Below are 19636 nucleotides of genomic sequence, written 5' to 3'. Positions count from 1 at the left end.
GGAGCAGGGCATGACATCGTCGAGCTTGCGCGTCAAAGGACTCACCAAGCGCTATGGCGACTTCGTCGCGCTGGCGCCGACCAGTCTCGACGTCGCGAAGGGAGAATTCCTCACGCTGCTCGGCCCTTCGGGGTCGGGCAAGACGACGCTGCTCAGCCTGATTGCGGGGCTCGCTCATCCGGACGAGGGGCAGATCCTGGTCGACGATGCCGATGTGACGCATAGCCCGGCCTATGACCGGGACATCGGCGTCGTGTTCCAGAACTACGCGCTGTTCCCTCACATGACGGTGGAGGACAACATCGCGTTTCCGCTGAAGATGCGGAAGGTCACGGATGCCGAAGCGCGCCGGCGCACCGCGGAGGCGCTGGAGACAGTCCGCCTGCCGCATGTCGCAAAACGCTATCCGCGCGAGCTCTCGGGCGGCCAGCAGCAGCGCATCGCGCTCGCCCGCTGCATCGTCTACCGGCCCGCGATCATCCTGATGGACGAGCCGCTCGGCGCGCTCGACAAGAAGCTGCGCGACCAGATGCAGCTGGAGATCAAGCGTATCCATCGCGAGCTTCGCACCACGATCATCTATGTCACCCACGACCAGGAGGAAGCGATGACCATGTCCGATCGCATCTGCCTGATGAACGCAGGCGCGATCGAGCAGCTCGGCACGCCGGAGGATCTGTACTTCCGCCCGCAATCGGTCTTCGTCGCGGACTTTCTCGGCGAATCCAACTTGCTCAGTGCGACGGTGCGGCAGGTCGATGCGCAGGGGCTTGACGTCGTACTGGCCGACCAGGCGGCGGCCTCGCGCGCTGTCGGCAACGGCGCCCGCTTCGCTGCCGGCGAGCCGATCAAGCTCATGGTCCGCCCCCAGAACCTCCATGTCGCGGACGTGGCCAACGGCAAGCTCACCGGCAGGCTGGTCGACGTGATGATCAGCGGCAGCATGACCCGGCTCTACATCGCGCCCGATAAGGCCGACATGCCGCAACTCGTTGCAGCCTATCCGACGCGATCGAGTGCATCGCCTTACGAGATCGGCCAGCTCGTCTCGCTCGGCTGGAATCCCGCGGATGCCGTGGCGATCCGTGACGGCAGGGGACACTGACGCCATGGCATTGGCCAAAGCGCCTGCGATCGAGCCGGGACAGCTTCGGACCACGACGCGCTCTCGCGTCCGGTCACGGGCCTGGACCTGGGCTGCGATGGGCGGCCCGCTCGTTCTGCTGCTCGTTCTCTTCCTGGTCTACCCCGTCGGCCAGTTGCTGCTGCTCAGCATCCACAACGATAGCGGATTCACGCTTGCGCCCTACCGCCAGCTCTTTGCCTCATCCGTCTATATCGACGTCCTCCTCATCACACTGAAGATCTCGCTGGCGACGACGCTGGTGTGTGTCATCACCGGCTACCCGATCGCCTATCTGATTTCCGTCGTCGGCAAGGAACGGAAGGCGACGCTGCTGTTCTGGGTGCTGCTGTCGTTCTGGACCAGCTTTCTGGTGCGCGCCTTCGCCTGGATCGTGCTGCTCGGGCGCAACGGCGTCATCAACAAGCTGCTGCTGTCGCTCGGCATCATATCGAGCCCGGCGAGCCTGCTCTACAATTTCGGCAGCGTCCTCGTCGGCATGGTGAATGCGCTGCTGCCGCTTGCCGTGCTGACCATGCTTTCGGTGATGGAGAACATCGACCGCAACCTGCCGCGCGCGGCGGCAACGCTCGGAGCGCGGCCGGGTATGGCTTTCTGGAAGATCTATTTTCCGCTCTCGCTGCCAGGCGTTGCCGCGGCCGGCATCATGGTGTTCGTCACCGCGATCGGATTTTTCATCGTGCCGGCGCTGCTCGGCGGGCGCCGCGAGACCATGATCACGCAGTTGATCATCGACCAGGTCCAGCAGACCCTGAACTGGGGATTTGCCGGCGCGATCTCCGTGCTGCTCCTGATCGTCGTGCTCATCGTCTTTGCCGTCTACGACCGGCTGCTCGGCCTGTCGACCATGACGGGCGCAGCGGCGCCGCGCAGCGCGGCACCCTCGCGCCTTGCGGGTCCCGCCCAGAGGATCGGCGATGCCGTGCTGACGCTGCTCGGTGTGATCTCTGATCGCATCGTTCTCGCACTGCCCTCGCGCCGTCGCGGTCGCAATCCGGATCAAGCGGGCCTCGGCTTGCAGGCCTTCGTCTGGACCATGCTCATCATCATCAGTGCCCCGACGATTCTGATGATCCCGCTGTCGTTCGGCACCGGTGGCCTCAATTGGCCGCCGCAGGGATTTACGCTGCACTGGTATGAGACCGTGCTGCATTCGCCGGTATGGACCCAGGCCTTCCTGCGCTCGCTGCTGGTCGGCCTTGGGACGGGCGGGCTCGCCATGCTGATCGGAACCCCGGCGGCGTTTCTGCTGGTGAGGAGCAACATCCCCGCCAAGGCCGCCTGGCTCGCCTTCATCCTGTCGCCGATCGTCGTGCCGCGCATGATCATCGCGGTCGGCATGTTCTACGTGTTCGCGAGCATGGGCCTCGTCGGCAGCGCTTTTGGCCTCATTCTCGGACATACCGTCGTCGCGGTGCCCTATGTCGTCATGACCATGATGGCGGTGCTGCGCAACTACGACACGCGGCTCGACCATGCCGCGCAAAGCCTCGGCGCGCGCCCCTTTGCGACGCTGCGCTACATCACCTTTCCGATCCTCGGTGCGGGCATGTTCTCCTCGTTCCTGTTCGCCTTCGCGACCTCGTTCGACGAGCTCACCATCGCACTGTTCGCGACCGGCGGCCTCAATGCCACGCTGCCAAAGCAGTTCTGGGACGAGGTGACGCTTCAGGTCTCGCCCGTGATCGCCGCCGTGTCGACCTGCCTGTTCATCTTCATGGGTCTCTTGATCTTCATCGCCGAGCGCCTGCGTCGGCGCGCTGCCGCAAGGTAGTCACCCCGCGTTCCAACCAGAGGTTTTCGTCATGCTCACTGCAAATCGTCTTCGCGGCCTGTTCCCCGCCATTCCGACACCGGTGAAGGCCGACGATACGATCGACGCCCAGGCGGTCTCGGCGCTGTTTGCCTGGCTGCTCAGGCAGGGCATCGACGGCGTGGTGCCGCTCGGTGGCACCGGTGAATATGGCGCGCTCGCGCGCGCCGAGCGCATCCGGATGGCGGGCCTGTCGGTGAAGGCCATGGCGGGCCGGGGGCCCGTGATCGCGGGCGTGCTCGATACCGGTTTCCATGACGCTCTTCAGGCGGGCAAGGAGTTCGCCGCCGAGGGCGTGGACGGCCTCCTGGTTCTTACGCCATATTATACCAATCCGACTCAGACCGGCATTCGCGACTATTTCCTGCGTTATGCCGATGCTTCGCCCGTGCCTGTCCTGATCTACGAGATTCCCTACCGCACCCGGATCGCGATCGAGCCGAGGATTCTGCATGAGCTCTCGAAGCATCCCAACATCATCGGCATGAAGGCCTGCAATCTCGATATGTATCATTTCCTTCAGGTCGTGGCCGGCATCGACGACAGCTTCGCGGTGCTCAGCGGCGAGGACAGCCTGTTTCCGCTGCATCTGGCGGCCGGTGCAACGGGCGGCATCGTCGTCACTGCATGCCTTCTGCCGCGCGCCTGGCGAGAGATTTACGAGACGGCGATCGCAGGCCGGACCGCGGAGGCGCTGAGTTTGCACCGCCGCCTGATTCCGTTCATGAACATGGCGTTTGCCGAGACCAATCCGGGGCCGATGAAGGCGGTCATGGACATGGTCGGCGTCGACGCGCCGCGGATGCTGGCGCCGCTGCTGCAGCCGGCCCCGGCGCTGGTCTCGGCCTTCCGCGCCGAGCTCGGCAAGCAATTGGCGGTCTCGGAAGGGATTGCATGAGGCGAGGAATGACAGATGACGCGTAGCGGCGAGGGCGGCACGAAGAAGGTGCGCAAGGCCGGGAGCGCTGGAAAGAGCGTCGAAAAGAGCGCTGGAGAGAGAGCGAAGCTGGCGCGCTCCTCGCTGTTCGTCGGCTCGACGGAAAAGGCGTTTCAGGTCCTTCACGCCTTCGACGGGCCGCAGCGCTTCATGACGCTGGCCGACATCGCGCGCGCAGCCAATCTCGACCGCAGCGCCACCCAGCGCCTGGTTTATACGCTGGAGACGCTCGGCTATCTCAAGCGCATCGAGGGGACACGCAATTACGGGCTGACCTCGAAGGTGCTCCAGTTCTCGCACAGCTATCTCAAGGCCAACGAGCTCATCGACAAGGCCTCGCCCTATCTTCTGGACATGAGCCGCAATCTCGGCGAGACCTGCAATTTGCACGAGCTCGATGGGCACGAGGTCGTGTTCGTGGCGCGTTTTCCTGGCCGGCACCTCATCCATATCGATTTCGTGATCGGAAGCCGGTTGCCGGCCTATTTCACGGCGTCCGGCATAGCCATTCTGTCGGCTCTTCCCGAGGAGGTGCGGCAGGATCTGTTGATGCGTACGCGACTCGAGCCGCTTACGCCGTATACGATCACAGATCCCGACAAGCTTCTGGAGCAGGTGCGCGTCGCCGCGGCGCGCGGCTATTCGATCCAGATCAACCAGAGCGTCATGGGTGACATTTCCGTTGCGGCGCCGATCATCGACGAGCACGGCCGCGCAGTCGCCGCGGTCAACATCTCCGTGCCGACCACACGCTGGACCAAGGAGCGTGCCGAGGCCGAGCTCGTGCAGCATGTCCATGTCGCCGCGACCTCGATCTCGAAATCGAAATTCAACCGCTACGCTGCCTGATGCGGATGCTGCTGAATGCCGACGACTACCGCGGTCGCGCACAAAAATTCCTGCCGCGCGGCCTGTTCGAGTATATCGATCGCGGCACGGAGGATGAGGTCGCGCTGAGGCGCCTGCGCGCCTCGCTCGATGCGATCACGCTGATGCCATCGGTGCTGACCGGGCATGACAGGCGATCGTTCGACACCACACTCCTGGGACAGCGCCTCGCAGCCCCGCTCGTTGTGGCGCCGACGGCGCTCGCCGGCCTCGTCGCGCATGATGGCGAAACCAAGCTGGCGCGCGCGGCCTCGCGCGTCGGCATTCCCGTCTGCATCTCGACGCAATCGGTGACGACGGTCGAAACCATCCGGCGCGGCGCGCCCGATGCGACGCTATGGTTTCAGCTCTATGTCTGGCGCGATCGGGCGCTGACGGCAAAGCTTCTGGAGCGCGCCCGCGCCTGCGGCTGCGAAACTCTGGTCGTCACGGCCGATACGCCCGTCTCGCCCAACCGCGAGTACAATAAGCGCAACGGCTTCGGCATTCCTTTCGTACCCGGCCTGCGCAGCACCATCGATGTCGCACTGCATCCGCGCTGGCTCGTCAGTGTCTTCGCGCGCTATCTCCTGGGCGAAGGCATGCCGACCTATGGGCACTATCCGGACGGGTTCCGCACGGCGATCACCCGGCCAAGCATCGCGGAGGCCGTGCGGCTTGACCATCGCCTCAACTGGGACGACGTGCGCTGGCTGCGCCAGATCTGGCCGGGCAAGCTGATCATCAAGGGCGTCCTGGCCGCCAAGGATGCGGAGATCGCGGCCGGGCTCGGCTGTGATGCCATCGTGGTTTCCGCCCATGGCGGACGCAATCTCGATTGCCTGCCTGCACCGGCGGAGTGCATTCAGGCCATCGCGGATGCCGTGAGGGGGCGGCTGACGGTGCTTGCCGACAGCGGCGTCCGTCGCGGCACGGACGTCTTGAAATATCTCGCGCTCGGCGCCGAGGCCGTCCTGCTCGGCCGCCTGCCGCTGTGGGGCCTCGCAACTGGCGGCGAGGGGGGTGCGGAAGCCGTGCTGCGCATGGTCATCGGCGAGATGGACACGGCGATGGCGCTTCTCGGTGCAGAACGAGTCGCGGAGTTGCCGGCGACGCTTCGATAAGGAAGGCCGGGATTGCTCCCGGCCTTTACAGGTTGGTGCGTGCTGCTCCCGCGCCGTCATTGCGAGCGAAGCGAAGCAATCCAGAATTTTTCCGCAGCGGCAGCCTGGATTGCTTCGTCGCTTCGCTCCTCGCAATAACGTAGCAAGAGGGGACTACTCCGCCGGCTCAGCCGCCTCCAGCGTCGGATAATCCGTGTAACCCTTCGCGCCGCCGCCGTAGAAGGTGTTCTTGTCCCATTCGTTCAGGGCCGTGCCCTTCTTCAACCGTTCGACGAGGTCGGGGTTGGAGATGAAGGGCTTGCCGAACGCGATGAGGTCGGCGGCGCCGGCATCGAGCACCTTGGTCGCGAGCTCGAAATCGTAGCCGTTGTTGGCGATGTAGGCGCCGGAGAAGCGCTTGCGCAGGCTCGCATAGTCGAATGGCGCATAGTCGCGCGGACCGCCGGTGGCGCCTTCGACGACGTGGAGATACACGAGCTTGAGTGCATTGAGCCTGTCGACGATATGGTCGAACAGTGCTTGCGGATCGGAGTCGGTGATGTCGTTCGCCGGCGTCACCGGCGAGATGCGGATGCCGGTGCGGTCGGCGCCCGCTTCAGCCGCGACGGCTTTCGAGACCTCCAACATCAGCTTGGCGCGATTCTCGATCGAGCCGCCGTAAAAATCGGTGCGCTTGTTGGCGCCGTCTTTCGCAAACTGATCGAGCAGATAGCCGTTGGCGCCGTGAATCTCGACGCCGTCGAAACCCGCCTCCAGCGCATTTTTCGTCGCGAGCCTGAAATCGTCAATGATCCCTGGAATTTCGGCGAGCTCGAGCGCGCGCGGCTCGGAGACGTCGGCGAAGGTGCCGTTGACGAAGGTCTTGCCCTTGGCGCGGATCGCGGAGGGGCCTACCGGCGCGCCGCCATTGGCCTGCAGGGCAGTGTGCGAGATCCGGCCGACATGCCAGAGCTGGATGAAGATGCGCCCGCCGTTCTCATGCACGCGGTCGGTGACCTTGCGCCAACCGGCGACCTGGTCCTTCGAATAGATGCCGGGCGTATCCTGATAGCCCTGGCCCTGTTGGGAGACCTGGCTCGCTTCGGTGACCAGCAGCCCGGCGGAGGCGCGTTGCCCGTAATAGTCGGCCGCAAGCGGGCTCGGCACGAAAGTCCCGGGCGCTGCGCGATTGCGCGTCAGGGGCGCCATCACGAAACGATTGGCCAGCGAGATCGGGCCAAGCTTATACGGCTCAAACAATTTGGTCGAACGGCTCATGGGCGGATGCTTTCGGGCAGTGGCAGGTCAACCTCACTTGTGCATCGCCACACGCCGCGCAAGGGCAAAGCCATACGGAAACTGCAGGAGAGCTCCGCTAAGGCGGCAGTGATGATGCCGAAAAAGGATGGCTCTTCTGCAGTCTCGTCCGCAGCAGCGGAGTTGATCTCCGCGCCGCGGAAAATATGGATCGCAAATTTCAGCTCATGCCGAGGAAATCGCGTTTGCCGATCTCGACGCCGTTGTGACGCAGAATCCCATGCGCGGTCGCGGCATGGAAATAGAAGTTCGGCAGCGAGACCGAGCTGAAGAATTGCTGCCCCTTGAGCGTCACGGTCCGGTCGGGGCCGGCTGGGAATGTGACATCCTTGCCATCGGCACCGTCGAACTGCTCGGGCTTGAACGATTTCACGAAATCGATCGTCTTCGCCAGCCGTTGCTTCAACTCCGCAAACGTCGTCTCGGTGTCCGGCATCGATGGCACCTCGGTATGCGTGAGCCGCGCGCAGCCCTTGGCAGCGAAGTCGCTGACGAGCTGGATCTGCTTGCCAAACGGCAGCATGTCCGGGAAGAGCCGCGATCCGATCAGCACGCTGGGCTCGATCTTCTTCGTCGCGCAATGGGCCTCTGCCTTGACGAGCAGGCCGGTGAGGCTGTTCAGCATCTGCAGATAGGCAGGGACGACGGCGTCGTAAAAGGACATGTGATGCTCTCTTCTTGTTGGGACATCAGGAGGTATCCTGATCCCAAGACATGGGAGCAACGCAGGAAAATACAATCGCCGAAATGGCCTTCGCGGGTTAAAAATTCTACCGCACGACGCCGGTCGGCTGCGCCTGCGCCGTACCGCCGCGCATGCGCGCGAGCAGCTCCGCCGTCGGCCAGGAATCGGCGGGCAGGCCATACTTGATCTGCATCGCCTTCACCGCGCTGCGGCTCTGCTGGCCCAGCACGCCGTCGACCTTGCCGACATTGAAGCCGGCGCGTACCAGGAGCTGCTGCAATTCCTTCAGCTCGCTGAACGGCAGTTGCGCCACCGGCTGCGCCGGCTTGCGCATGGGAGCCGCGCCCGCGATGCGTGAGGCGAGGTAACCGGCGGTCGTGGAATAGATCAGCGAGTTATTCCACTCGGTGTAGGCCGCGAAATTCGGATAGGCCATGAAGGCCGGCCCCGTCCGCCCCATCGGCAGGAGTACGGAAGCTGCGAGATTGTCGTTCGGCAGTGGCCGGCCGTCGGGATAGGTCACGCCCAACTGCGCCCATTTCGAGCGCGGCTGTTGCACGGAGAGGTCAGTCTGCTCCCACGGCAAATTGGCGGGCACCTTGATCTCTTCCAGCCACGGTTCACCGCGCCGCCACTTCAACCCGTTGGCGATGTAGTTCGCGGTCGAGCCGATCACGTCGGGCCCGCTGCCCAAGAGGTCGCGCCTTCCGTCGCCGTCATAGTCGACGGCGTAGTTGACGTAATGCGTCGGCAAGAACTGCGTCTGCCCGAGCTCGCCGGCCCAGGAGCCGAGCATCTCGGACGGCGTAAGATCGCCGCGATCGATCACCTTGAGCGCCGCGATGGTCTCGCCCACGAACATCTCCGAGCGGCGGCAGTCATAGGCCAGCGAGACCAGCGACTTCAGCGTCGGCAGGTTGCCCATGTTGGCGCCGAAATCGCTCTCCAGCCCCCAGAAGGCGGCGATCACCGCCGGCGGCACGCCATATTCCTTCTCGGCGCGTGCGAACGCTGCTGCATATTGCTTGATGTGCTGCTGGCCGTTCTGCATGCGATAGGTCGCGGCCATGCGGCCGGCGAACTCGGTGAAGAGCTGGCCGAACACGCGCTGGCCACGGTCGCGATTGACGATGCCCTGGTCGTAGACGAGGTAGGGCGAAGCCTCGCTGATCGCGCGCTGCGACACGCCGGCGGCGATCGCCTGCTGCTTTACCTCAGTGAGAAAGCGGTCGAAGCTCGCGCCATTGTGGCACGAGGCCGCACGCGGCGAGGCGGCCGCGGGCTTCGGCGCAACAGGCCTTGCGGGCGGCGGCAGCAATTGGGCGGAAGCGGTCGTGGAGCATGCGAAAAGCGCGAGGGCCGCCATCGCAAATCTGGTCTGGATCATCGGGGTTCCGGCGGAGGGAAAGGGCGGCAGTGGAATCTGCCGAAGTCTAGGTGAAGTGTCGGCCTCACGCCATCCCTTGGGCAACTAACCGAACAGCCGCAGCAACAGCGCCTTGCCGACCGGGAGCGCCCGGATACCTCGATAGGCGCGGACATATTCGCCGGCATAGAATGCCCGGATCGCATGGACGCGCGTATCCATGCCCTCCTCGAACCTGACGGCAAATCCGTCCACGGTCCGCCGCACCACGATGGCCGCGATGGAGCGCCCATAGATCCGGCACTCGACCGCGCTACCGACCGCAGGCGGATCGGGATCGATCAGCCGCGCCCCCGTGATGGAGATATCGGCGAGCCGTGCCAGATGCGAGCTGCCGCCCTGGCGCAGCAAAATCGGCTCGTTCCGATTGAACCGCTCCGCCTTGCGCTTGCGCGGCTGCTCGATACAGACGAAGCAGACAACGGTGAGGATGAGCACGTTGTAGAGGCTCCAAGCGAGTGCCAGCCCGCCATAGGCGATGCTCTCGCCGCGCAGGTGCAGGATGAAGGCATAGCCGATGGCGGCGAGCGTGATCAGAAGCGCGGTGCCATAGAGGCGTAGCAGCGGCCATTCGACGAACTTCTTGTCGCGGTCGCCGCCTTTGGCCGTGACCTTGAACTTGTGTCCCTTCGGCTTCAACAGGCCTGTCGTCACGGCTTTCAGCACCGCGGGCATCGCCACGAGCTGAGACACGTCGCTCATCATGGCAAGCGAACGGCCGTGCGATAGCCAGACCATCGTGAGTCCGTGCCAGACATAGAATGGCAGGAAGGCTTGCAAGAGCTCGCCGAGGTCCGCCTGCACCGCCTTGACGCCGAACAGCAGGAACAGCCAGGGCACCACGAGCCCGAAGGCTTTCGCCACGTAAACCGCCGTCCAGCCCATGAAGGCGTCGACCAGCGACAGCCGATCGATCAACGAGACCTTCGATGTTCGCGACAGCGGGCCGCTGCGGCCGCGCGCGATCTGCATGAAGCCGAGACACCAGCGGCCGCGCTGGGTGATGTATTCCTTCAGCCCCTCCGGCGCGAGCCCGATCGTCAGCCGCTCATTGAGGTAGACGGTCTTGAGGCCCTGCTCCTTCAAACGCAGTGTGAGGAGATAATCCTCCGTCACGGAGTCCGTCGGGAATCCGCCGATCCGCACCAGCCCGGCATAGCGGATCAGCGAGGAGGTGCCGCAGCAGAACGCGACGCTCCAGGCATCCTTGGCCGGCATCAGGATGTCGAAGAAGAAGCGCTGCTCGTCGGGCCACACGTCCGACGCGGCGAGGTTGGTCTGGATCGGGTCGGGGTTGATGAAGTGCTGCGGCGTCTGCACCACGCCGACGGATGCATCGTCCATCAGGCCGATGGTCCGCGCCAGAAAATCAGGTCGCGGCACGAAGTCCGCATCGAGAACGGCAACGAAGTCCGGCCGTTCCGGCAGTCCGCCGACATGCCTGAGCGCGTGATTGATGTTGCCCGCCTTGGCATGGCGGTTGTCGGGACGCGTGAGATAATGGCAGCCGAGCTCGCTCGACAGGTGCCGCAGCCACAGGCGCCGGCCGTCGTCGAGCACCCAGACGCGGTAATTGCCGTACTCCATTCCGGTCGCGCCGATGATGGTACGCTCGAGGATCGATCGCTCCTCGTTATAGGTGCAGATGAAGACGTCGATCAGCGGGGCCTTCGGATCGGTGGCGCGGCCGTCGACTTTGGTCGTGCGTTCGATCGTGCGGCTGAGGAATAGAAGCGACAACGCGGTCGCGACCAGCGAGGCCGCCTCCGCCAGCATGAAGGGATAGCCGAAGAGAAAATCCGCAGTCAGTCCCGGTGGGGGCAGGGTTTTGGTGACGCGCCAATAGAAGTAGCGCAGCAGGAGAACGAACGCGACGCCGGCGAGGCACGAGCGCGCCAGCGTGTTGTCACGCCTGAGAAGCGGCACCATCGCCATGAAGGCGCCGAGCGCGAGAAAGCCGGGCGCCAGCGCCATCATCATGGCGTGGTCTCGCGGCGGGCGAAGACCACGCGGCCCGTCCGTCCGACCATGCAGCCTTGGGCGGCGGTGTCGGCCGGAGCAACCGTCACACGATAGGGCTCCTTGCTCAGCGCATCCGGATTGATGGCGAGATTGGCGGGCGCTCCGGCGGCGCCGGTCAGGTTGACGACGATGCCGGCGATCGGCTCACCGCCGTCGTTCGGCTCGAACATGGCGTGATCACCGAGCTGCAAGCGGTTATAGACGCTCTCGGTGACGTTGGCCGTGATGACGGCGCCGCTGCAATCGAGCACCTTGAGCAGAGGCTGGCCGGCCTGCACGTCCTCGCCCGGCGAGGTCATCATCTCCCAGACGCGGCCCGCGACCGGGGTTTTGATGTCGGCCTCCGACAGATCGGCGAAGCGGATCTCCTCGGTGATGATTTCGTTGCTGATCCAGGTGATCTCGGTGTCGATGCGCGAAAGATCGGCATCAAGATCGTGGGCGCGCTGGCGCATCTCCTCCTCGCGCTGCACCGAGCTCGGCCGATCGTTGTAGCTGTCGCCGAGGAACGAGCCGGCCTTCGCCGCAGTGAGCTCGACCTTGGCCGCATCGAGCCGCTTGTGCGCGCCGAGCTCGGTCTGCTGGGCCACCGAAAGCTCGCGTGTCAGCCGCGCCAGCTCGACGGTGGAGACGTTGCCGGTTTTCGCCAGCGACGAGGCGCGGTCGACGGCGGCGCTGGCCTCCTCGCGCCGCGCTGCGGCCGCCTCGATCGAGGTTTGGATCTCGGCGATGCGTGCCTCGAGCTGGAGCACGCGGCCGTCCCTGAACTGCGCGGCCTGCCGCGCCAGATCTGCTTGCGAGGCCTGCGCCGTGGCCAGCTTGGCGGCGACGCTGGGCCGCTCGTTCTCCAGGCGAGACTTCTGCCGCCGGAGATCGTCGAGCCGCGTACGATCGCTGCGCGAATTCACCACGCGCAGCACGACGGTGCCGGCATCGAGCCTGGCCTGGTCCTTGAGGGGAGTAGCGGCGGCAACGCGCCCCCCGATTGGCGTGCGCAAAGTGACGAGGCGGGAATTCAGCACGGCCTCGACGCTGGAATTCTGCAACATGGCGCGCAGCGGCAGCCAGCCGAACACGGCAATGACGGCAAGGCCCGCAGCAATCTTCACGCCCCGCCAGAAGTGCGGCCAACGCCGCGCCGGTTCCGCGGCTTCCATCCGGGCGGCGGGTTCCTGTGGGTGTTCTTCTTCGGCAAAGAGGCGCTCGTGCAGCGCATGCTGCAGGCTCCTGGCATCCAAGCTCCCGGCGTCCAAGTTCTTGGCATCGGAGGCACCTTCTGCCTCGTGCGCGAAGGGCGGAGATGTATCGCCGGCGGAAGCCGCTCGAGACCGGTCCATCATGGGCAGTCACCTTGCTGACTTGTGGCATGGAACCGGGAAATGCCCAGGCAGGCCTGGAGTGCCCGGTTGTTGTCGATTAAGCGACGGCTGCCTTTCCAACCGGTAAACTTCGGCGTGGGCTTTGGCGCAAATGCGCCGTAAGGTTTATCATTGCCGAACACCCACCTTGCGCGCACGCGCCGCGGCTCTGCGACGCAGCGGCCGATCTTGCAGCACGATGGGGCATGCCTACCTCCATGGCGCCGGCTGCAGGCGGTCGCCCGGCCGGCGAGGGAGACCGGCCATGAACTATCTTCGTACCGCAATCCTGCTTGCAGGCCTCACCGCCCTGTTCATGGGCATCGGCTATCTCATCGGCGGCGCCACTGGCGCCATGATCGCGCTGCTGATCGCCGCGGCGACCAATCTCTTCGCCTACTGGAACTCCGACCGCATGGTGCTTTCGATGTACGGCGCCCATGAGGTCGATCGTACCAGCGCGCCGGAACTGGTCGGCCTCGTCGCCGAGCTTGCCGGCCGTGCCGGGTTACCGATGCCGCGCGTGTTCGTGATGGACGAGGCGCAGCCCAACGCGTTCGCCACGGGGCGCAATCCGCAGAATGCCGCCGTTGCCGTCACCGCCGGCTTGATGCATCAGCTCAGCCGCGAGGAGCTCGCCGGCGTGATCGCGCACGAGCTCGCGCACGTCAAAAACCACGATACGCTGCTCATGACCATCACCGCGACGGTTGCGGGCGCGATCTCGATGCTGGCGCAGTTCGGCATGTTCTTCGGCGGCCATCGTAACAGCAATTCCGGCCCCGGCATCGTCGGCTCGATCCTGCTGATGATCCTCGCGCCATTGGCGGCCATGCTGGTGCAGATGGCGATCAGCCGCACCCGCGAATATGCCGCCGACGATCTCGGCGGGCGCATCGTCGGCCAGCCGATGTGGCTCGCATCCGCGCTGGTCAAGATCGAGAATGCCGCGCATCAGGTGCCGAACTTCGACGCCGAGCGCAATCCGGCCACCGCGCACATGTTCATCATCAATCCGCTGTCGGGGCACGGCGTGGACAATCTCTTCGCCACCCATCCCTCGACGCAGAACCGCATCGACGCGCTCCAGCAGCTCGCGGCCGAGCTCGGCGCGAACGCGGCACCCTCGCTCGGCGCCAACGAAAACTATCCGCCGCAGAGTCCGTGGGGCCGCTCGTCCTCGCGTGGACCGTGGGGATGAGATGAGCTGACACGGATCGGCGTCGCAATTGATGCGGGGAACCAGCCATTCAGCCTCGCATCCGGGCGTCAGGATGCGATTTGCTCCCATCATTGTCCCAAAGGACTCTTGCGCTTCGTCTCGCATTGATTCACACCAATGCGACTCGCTTTTTTCGGCGAGTCGGCAAGGCCGGACGGCTTGCCGAGTGGGAGAATTGTTTAAACGAGATTGCCGGAGGTGCGCATGTTGCACATGAACCGGGTCGTGCGGGACGGGGCCGCGTCGCACGAGAATTTGGTGAAGGCGGAAGGCGCGCTCCTCCTGACATCCTTTGCACTTGCCGCAATCGGTTGGCTCTGTCTGCTGGCAATGTGGCTCATGAGAGCGCTCTCCTGGGGCGTTTGACGGGGTGACCTAAAGGCCTATCGCGGCAGAGATTGCAGGCGCCTTTGTGAGCTGGCGCACACAAGATCGTCCCCGCCGGTGCTAACACCGGTGCAGATCTCAAGCGTCTGAAAGGGGATGCGTGGCCGGCCTCTCGCCGGCGACCGCCGGCGATGACCAGATTGACCGCGCCATTGTTGATCGTGTCGGGCATTCTTGTCGGATTGTCGTTGCACACCGTGGTCAATTGCGGCGATGCCAACGAGCCCGACATCTGCTCGGCCGTGATCGGCTTCAGCCCGTTCCGCGGCTCGCTGATCGCGTTTGCCTATGAGGGACGCGGCCGCATCGCGTTGCGGCACGGTGACGCCAAGCGGGCGATCGCGGATTTCGACCAGGCCATTCATCTCAACCCGAACCGTGCCGCGACCTTCCGCGACCGTGGGCAGGCATATTGGCGGAACGGCCAGCTCGGCCTTGCAATTGCCGATTACGACCAGGCGATCGCGCTCGATCCGAAGCCCGCCGCGTCCTATTTCGAGCGGGGCCTCGCGCTTGCGGCCAGGGGCGATCTCGATCGCGCGATCCTGAGCTACAATACCGCCATCCGCCTTGCGCCGAATGATGCGGATGCGCGCGTCAATCGCGGCCTGGCATTGCTCGGCAGCCGGCGAACCGAGGAAGCGCGCGCCGATTTCGAAGCCGTCCTCGCACTTCCGGAACGCCCCGACGGCGCCGCCCATCAGCTTGCGCGCGCCAAGCTCAGCGAGCTTGGCGAACCAAGGCCGACCCACATTTCCGTTCCGCTGCGGTGACCTCCGCGCCACCCCGAAGCTGCGGGCTTTTGTGCGAGAGGACGGGGTGATGCCTGTTCAGATGGGCAGGAGCACGAGTTCCGAATATAGCCTGTCGAGTTCGCCGGCGCCCAGCAGCGGTGAACGGTAACAACTGCTCAATGGGAGCGTCACGCCTCGGGGCCGGACGGGAAACAGGCGCGCCTCCGCGACAAGCGCCACCGTCCGTTGTCGGCGCAGGATCGCCAGCTTGACGCGCTCGAGATGCCGCAACAGCAGCTCTGGGGCACTACAGTACAGGATGTCCGAATAGGGGATCCGGACAGGCAGAACTCTCGCCAGCCCGCCCAATCGCGCTCCATTGAACCGCTGCCGGCGGCGTTTCACCACGAGAAAGGCGTGATCGGGCCCGTCGGTGACGGTGAGCTGCAGGCAATCATACGGCGCATGATCGTCGAAGATCTGTCGTTGCTCGCTGGTCAATCTATTGCGCACCGTCGTTGGATCGAAGCTGACGACCGGTCGGTCGGCCGCGAACAGCGTCTCTGCCTGCAGCAGCGGGGGCATGGCGATCCTCTTCGATTCCAGCGCCGTGAAACGCTGCGCCATGAGGGCAGACCAGGAAACCGGCGCCGGCGTAAAAGCCGTATAGGTCAGGCCCTCGTCCCGCAGTACCGCAGCGAGCAGAGCCATCCCCCAGCCGCGGTATTTCGGATGCACGGCCCAGGACGAGATGTTGCAGACGAGCGCGGCCTTCCCGTTAACCTGTCGCCGCGTGACGATGGTGCCAACAAAGCCGACGACTGCATTGCCGTCGTGGAGGATGAAGCCGCCGCCGTGATCGGACCAGGCATGCTCGAACAGCCGGCGCCAGGCGGCGGACTTGATGCCGGACCCTCCCCAGATTTGCGCGAGGAATTGGCATACCGGCTCCTTGTCGTCCGGACCCATAGCACGCAGCTGCAAGCCCGACTGATCGGGCCGCTGCGCGGCCGTCGACACCGGACCGACCGACAAAGTCGTTGCCAACCCTTCGACCGACGGCGCAGCCAGAAAGTCGGAGAGGGACACGGGATGGCCGGTATAATTTTCGATCTCGAGCAGCAGGTTCGTCACTGCAAGCGAATCCGCGCCGACATCAAGAATGTTTTCGGACCAGGCAATGGGCGACACGCCTAGCACGCGCTCGCAGATCGCCTGCAACTCCGGCCGTAGCCGATCCGGATTTGCGATCAGCTTGCGGCCGAGCACCGGCTCCGGCCGCGGCTCGACGGCCGCAGCCGCGGTCCCGAGAGCCGGATGCCCGGCAATGGCATCGAGACATTCCGGGTTCTGAAGGGCATCACGGTTCCGGGCCGGGCGGCCGTTCACGGCGTCCCGCGCCGCGGCTTCGGACTGCTTGCCGCTAAAGGTGACGGGAAGGGCGGCGACCTGCGCGATGCGCGCCGGGACGAAGGCCGGAGAGCCGCAGCGCGCAAGCGTCGAGCGGATGTGCTTCGCCAGCGCATTGTCGAGCAGCAGGCCGTTGCGCAGTACGACCAGGAGAACGATGCGCGAGCCGCCGACCTCGCCCTCTGCATGCTGCTCGACCGCCATCGCGCCGAGGATTTCCTCGACGTTGTCCAGGATGCGATAGATCTCCGCGGTGCCGATGCGGATGCCGCGCACGTTGAGGACGCCGTCGGAGCGGCCATGAAGCCGCCAACCGCCATGGGGTGTGGCCTCGATCAGATCGCCATGCGTCCAGAAGCCAGGATTCTCTGCGAAATAGGCGGCATGGAAGCGACTGCCGTCGGCATCATCGTGAAAGCCGAGGGGACGCGAAGGGAATGGGTTGGCGCAGACCAGCTCACCGATCAGCGCCTTGGGATCATCGCGCGGCGGTAGCGCGCGCACGTCGAGGCCGAGGCTGCGGCACTGTACCTCGCCGCGATGGACAGGCAGATTTGGACTGCCCAGGACAAAGCAGCCGATGATGTCGGTGCCGCCGGAGATCGATTGCAGCGGCATGGCCGCCTTCACCTCGTCGCGGACCCAATCGTATTGGCGGGGATACAGGATCGAACCGGTGGAGAGCACAGCGCGCAGGGTTGAAAGGTCGAATCTCCGGCGCGGGGAGAAGGCGAGCTGCTCGCAAAAGTGCAGATAGGCAGGATTGGTGCCGAATACGCTCACGCGTTCCTCGGCAACGATCTGCCAGAAAGTATCCGGCCCTTCGAGCGGCCCATCGTAGAGAACGATCTCAACGCCGGAAGCGAGCGCGGAAAGCTGCCAGTTCCACATCATCCAGCCACAGGAGGTCTGGAAGAACAGCTTGTCGCCGGGGGCGAGATCGCAGTGCAACCGGTGCTCCTTGACATGCTCGAGCAGGGTACCGCCGGCGCCGTGCCGGATGCGTTTCGGCGGCCCTGTCGTGCCGGAGGAGAACATCGTGAACAGAGGTTGGTCGAACGGATGACGGAGCCAGCCAGCTCCTTCCTCGCCGTCGACGGCATCACCGAGCAGATCGGAAAATCGGTGCATCGACACCGTTCTCTCGCCGGCGACGAGCGAACCACCATCCAGCGCGACGATCGCGGCAAGGCTCGGCAGGCCGGCCGCCGCGCCGGCGACGCGCTCTGCGACCGGAACGCCCGGATCCCAGGGCTTCGCCTCGAAACAGCCGAACAACACCACGGGATTGAGAGGAGCAAAGCGCGCGAGCACGGCGGGAATGCCCATGTCCGGCGCGCAGCTGGCGAAGGCCGCGCCGATGGCAGTGCTGGCCAGCGCGGCAATGACCACCTCGGCATTGTTGCGTGCGATCGCCACGACGTGATCGCCACGGCGCACGCCCAGTCGCTGCAACGATGTCGCAAGCCGGGCGACCGCGATGCGCAGTTCGCCGCGTGTGTACCTGTCCGGGTTGCAACCGGCGTGGCGGGCCGTCAGAACCATTTGGTCCGCACTCCCGGCGAGCAGGCACTCGGCGTAGTTGAGACGGACATCCGGGAAAAAGCGGGCGGTCTCGCAGGCATCGCCAACGCAGACCGGATCCACAGCACCATCGCGCGGCAGGCCGCACCACTCCAGGAAGAGGCGCCAAAAACTGCGAAAGTCATTCACCGAGAAGCGATCCATCGCGGCATGATCGGGCAAGTGCAACCCGGTCCGGCCCTCACACCACTGCCTGAAAGCACTCAGTTGGGAATGCGCGACGGCCCGATCATCGTGATCGGGCAACACTTGCTGCAGACTCATCAAGAAGGTCTCTTCGCTTTGCCCGCAATATCGAAGGCCATCGTGGCAGCGCGTGCAATTACGAAAAAACAAACTATGTGAATTCTGAACCGCGATCTGGAGGTACTACTTTTGGGTGTGCTTCCTCGTTACGACCATGCCGGCGGCCTGAAGCAATCGCGGCAACGGCAGGATGCACCCGCGATGGGAGGCCCGCCAGGGCGATTGCGATCACTCGGCGTTGGACGCGCCATCTTGCCGTGCGTCATTGCGGCGCCCGGTGGATAATGATCCACCGAGCCTTTGATGCCTCAACGGTTTTTACTTCCACAAGGGAGCAAGAGGCGGCATCGCGTTTCTAGGTTTTTTTCTTCTTCGCAGATTTCTTCTTGGCGGCCGGCTTCTCTTTCACCGGCTTCTTCTCCGCCGCCTGCTTCTTCTCAACCGTCTCGGCGGCTGCGCTAGCTGCGAGGCGCATCGACCTTGCGTAGCTGTCGGCGACATTGTCGGCGGACATCTGGAGGCGCTTGGCCGCAGTGGTGGCCTGCTCCATGGTGTTCTTCGCGATCAGCTTGTAGCGATCGCGCACGTCCTTGCCCTTGGCCTTGGCCGCGAGGGTGTTGAAGCGATCCCGCCGCTCCTTGGCGCGGGCCATCAGGCCCGTGTGGAGCTGTCTTGCCAGCTGCCGGATCACGACATCCAGGTCGGCGTCCGCCATGTCTTTTATCCTCTTCGTAACGGTCACGATTGTTGCGCGCGACTATGCAGATGCCGCATCCGCTTGGCAATGTGAAGGGGCGGGAGGGGCGCTTGCACAACTTCGCGCGAGGGCGTGGATCGGCCCCGCGCTTCGGCGTAACATCGCCCGGAGGGCACCAGGCCCCACATCAGCGAGCCGGAAGGAGGATCCCATGTATGCCGCCATCCGTCAGGCCAAGGCGAAAAGCGGGAGCGCAGAGGAGCTGGCGCGCCGCATCAAGGAAGGCGCCGTTCCGATCATCAGCGATGTCGACGGCTTCCGTGCCTATTACGTGGTTTATGCCGGCGACGACACGGTGACTGCGATCTCCATCTTCGACAAGTTCGAGCAGGCGGAGGAGGCGAACCGGCGCGCGATTGCCTGGATCGAGAAGGATCTGGGCCCGCTGCTCGCAGGCCACGCCAGTGCTGCGGCCGGGCCTGTGATCGTGCATACGCTGGCGTAGGTGCTTGCGGCGCTCTCTCCTCAGCGTCGTCCTGGCGAAAGCCAGGACCCATATGTGGACGGCCCCCGTGGCACAAGAGCCAAGTGAGGTTTGATCGGATCGCTTGCATCCATATGTCCGGCCTGTTGATGCGGCTTGTTGGACCGCTGGCCAAGATGGTTTCCGCGACACGAGTTCCA

The 19636-nt window shown here is 64.7% G+C and carries 15 protein-coding genes; 8 read left to right on the top strand and 7 right to left on the bottom strand.

The features are described 5' to 3' along the window. Nucleotides 1–10 precede the first annotated feature (10 nt). Genes ACV1FX_RS02705 through ACV1FX_RS02685 form a run of 5 tightly spaced genes read left to right on the top strand, consistent with a single transcriptional unit; the run spans nucleotide 11 to nucleotide 5885 of the window. The gene (locus ACV1FX_RS02705; protein ID WP_473116000.1) at nucleotides 11–1105 is read left to right on the top strand and encodes an ABC transporter ATP-binding protein; all 1095 of its coding nucleotides are present in this window, start codon (nucleotides 11–13) and stop codon (nucleotides 1103–1105) included. 4 nt (nucleotides 1106–1109) lie between these two features. Beyond that, a complete protein-coding gene (locus ACV1FX_RS02700) occupies nucleotides 1110–2918 on the top strand; it encodes an ABC transporter permease subunit (RefSeq protein WP_473115999.1) in 1809 nt (602 codons plus the stop codon). Nucleotides 2919–2949: 31 nt separating this feature from the next. Continuing rightward, entirely contained in the window at nucleotides 2950–3855 is a 906-nt protein-coding gene (dapA, locus tag ACV1FX_RS02695) for a 4-hydroxy-tetrahydrodipicolinate synthase (protein WP_473115998.1), read from the top strand. A gap of 15 nt (nucleotides 3856–3870) precedes the next feature. Beyond that, the gene (locus ACV1FX_RS02690; RefSeq protein WP_473115997.1) at nucleotides 3871–4743 is read left to right on the top strand and encodes an IclR family transcriptional regulator; all 873 of its coding nucleotides are present in this window, start codon (nucleotides 3871–3873) and stop codon (nucleotides 4741–4743) included. Then, nucleotides 4743–5885: an alpha-hydroxy acid oxidase gene (locus tag ACV1FX_RS02685; RefSeq protein ID WP_473115996.1), complete on the top strand. Its 1143-nt coding sequence runs from the start codon at nucleotides 4743–4745 to the stop codon at nucleotides 5883–5885. The genes ACV1FX_RS02690 and ACV1FX_RS02685 overlap by 1 nt, the downstream gene beginning before the upstream one ends. A 153-nt stretch (nucleotides 5886–6038) precedes the next feature. On the opposite strand, the gene ACV1FX_RS02680 is transcribed toward ACV1FX_RS02685, so the two are convergent. From ACV1FX_RS02680 to ACV1FX_RS02660, 5 genes are all read right to left on the bottom strand, one after another. Continuing rightward, the gene (locus ACV1FX_RS02680; protein WP_473115995.1) at nucleotides 6039–7142 is read right to left on the bottom strand and encodes an alkene reductase; all 1104 of its coding nucleotides are present in this window, start codon (nucleotides 7140–7142) and stop codon (nucleotides 6039–6041) included. Between the two features lie 199 nt (nucleotides 7143–7341). Then, nucleotides 7342–7845, bottom strand: a complete 504-nt coding sequence (locus tag ACV1FX_RS02675; RefSeq protein ID WP_473115994.1) for a DUF1993 domain-containing protein — start codon at nucleotides 7843–7845, stop codon at nucleotides 7342–7344. Nucleotides 7846–7951: 106 nt separating this feature from the next. Next, entirely contained in the window at nucleotides 7952–9253 is a 1302-nt protein-coding gene (locus ACV1FX_RS02670) for a lytic murein transglycosylase (RefSeq protein WP_473115993.1), read from the bottom strand. An 84-nt stretch (nucleotides 9254–9337) separates the two neighbouring features. Then, a complete protein-coding gene (locus ACV1FX_RS02665; protein ID WP_473115992.1) occupies nucleotides 9338–11272 on the bottom strand; it encodes a glycosyltransferase in 1935 nt (644 codons plus the stop codon). After that, nucleotides 11269–12471, bottom strand: a complete 1203-nt coding sequence (locus tag ACV1FX_RS02660; protein WP_473115991.1) for an HlyD family secretion protein — start codon at nucleotides 12469–12471, stop codon at nucleotides 11269–11271. Before ACV1FX_RS02660 ends, ACV1FX_RS02665 begins: the two co-directional genes overlap by 4 nt. A gap of 466 nt (nucleotides 12472–12937) precedes the next feature. On the opposite strand from ACV1FX_RS02660, the gene htpX reads away from it, so the two are divergent. After that, entirely contained in the window at nucleotides 12938–13873 is a 936-nt protein-coding gene (gene htpX, locus ACV1FX_RS02655) for a zinc metalloprotease HtpX (RefSeq protein ID WP_473115990.1), read from the top strand. A gap of 539 nt (nucleotides 13874–14412) precedes the next feature. After that, complete coding sequence (locus ACV1FX_RS02650; protein ID WP_473115989.1) at nucleotides 14413–15054, top strand: tetratricopeptide repeat protein; 642 nt, start codon at nucleotides 14413–14415, stop codon at nucleotides 15052–15054. Between the two features lie 57 nt (nucleotides 15055–15111). Here the strand turns inward: ACV1FX_RS02650 and ACV1FX_RS02645 are convergent, their stop codons facing one another. Together ACV1FX_RS02645 and ACV1FX_RS02640 are read right to left on the bottom strand one after the other, a co-directional pair. After that, nucleotides 15112–18273 carry an acetoacetate--CoA ligase gene (locus ACV1FX_RS02645; protein WP_473115988.1) on the bottom strand — a complete coding sequence of 1054 codons (3162 nt, stop codon included), beginning with the start codon at nucleotides 18271–18273 and terminating at the stop codon, nucleotides 15112–15114. Between the two features lie 337 nt (nucleotides 18274–18610). Further along, a complete protein-coding gene (locus tag ACV1FX_RS02640) occupies nucleotides 18611–18970 on the bottom strand; it encodes a hypothetical protein (protein WP_473115987.1) in 360 nt (119 codons plus the stop codon). A gap of 193 nt (nucleotides 18971–19163) precedes the next feature. On the opposite strand from ACV1FX_RS02640, the gene ACV1FX_RS02635 reads away from it, so the two are divergent. Then, nucleotides 19164–19457 carry an antibiotic biosynthesis monooxygenase gene (locus ACV1FX_RS02635; protein WP_027522803.1) on the top strand — a complete coding sequence of 98 codons (294 nt, stop codon included), beginning with the start codon at nucleotides 19164–19166 and terminating at the stop codon, nucleotides 19455–19457. Nucleotides 19458–19636: the final 179 nt, after the last annotated feature.

Source organism: Bradyrhizobium ingae (genome assembly GCF_055791185.1).
This window is presented reverse-complemented; position numbering and strand designations above follow the sequence as displayed.

Bases quoted from the DNA above. Each gene is read 5' to 3' on its own strand.
- ACV1FX_RS02705 (WP_473116000.1), top strand. From the start codon at position 11: ATGACATCGTCGAGCTTGCGCGTCAAAGGACTCACCAAGCGCTATGGC.
- ACV1FX_RS02700 (WP_473115999.1), top strand. From the start codon at position 1,110: ATGGCATTGGCCAAAGCGCCTGCGATCGAGCCGGGACAGCTTCGGACC.
- dapA (WP_473115998.1), top strand. From the start codon at position 2,950: ATGCTCACTGCAAATCGTCTTCGCGGCCTGTTCCCCGCCATTCCGACA.
- ACV1FX_RS02690 (WP_473115997.1), top strand. From the start codon at position 3,871: ATGACGCGTAGCGGCGAGGGCGGCACGAAGAAGGTGCGCAAGGCCGGG.
- ACV1FX_RS02685 (WP_473115996.1), top strand. From the start codon at position 4,743: ATGCGGATGCTGCTGAATGCCGACGACTACCGCGGTCGCGCACAAAAA.
- ACV1FX_RS02680 (WP_473115995.1), bottom strand. From the start codon at position 7,142: ATGAGCCGTTCGACCAAATTGTTTGAGCCGTATAAGCTTGGCCCGATC.
- ACV1FX_RS02675 (WP_473115994.1), bottom strand. From the start codon at position 7,845: ATGTCCTTTTACGACGCCGTCGTCCCTGCCTATCTGCAGATGCTGAAC.
- ACV1FX_RS02670 (WP_473115993.1), bottom strand. From the start codon at position 9,253: ATGATCCAGACCAGATTTGCGATGGCGGCCCTCGCGCTTTTCGCATGC.
- ACV1FX_RS02665 (WP_473115992.1), bottom strand. From the start codon at position 11,272: ATGATGATGGCGCTGGCGCCCGGCTTTCTCGCGCTCGGCGCCTTCATG.
- ACV1FX_RS02660 (WP_473115991.1), bottom strand. From the start codon at position 12,471: ATGGAAGCCGCGGAACCGGCGCGGCGTTGGCCGCACTTCTGGCGGGGC.
- htpX (WP_473115990.1), top strand. From the start codon at position 12,938: ATGAACTATCTTCGTACCGCAATCCTGCTTGCAGGCCTCACCGCCCTG.
- ACV1FX_RS02650 (WP_473115989.1), top strand. From the start codon at position 14,413: ATGACCAGATTGACCGCGCCATTGTTGATCGTGTCGGGCATTCTTGTC.
- ACV1FX_RS02645 (WP_473115988.1), bottom strand. From the start codon at position 18,273: ATGAGTCTGCAGCAAGTGTTGCCCGATCACGATGATCGGGCCGTCGCG.
- ACV1FX_RS02640 (WP_473115987.1), bottom strand. From the start codon at position 18,970: ATGGCGGACGCCGACCTGGATGTCGTGATCCGGCAGCTGGCAAGACAG.
- ACV1FX_RS02635 (WP_027522803.1), top strand. From the start codon at position 19,164: ATGTATGCCGCCATCCGTCAGGCCAAGGCGAAAAGCGGGAGCGCAGAG.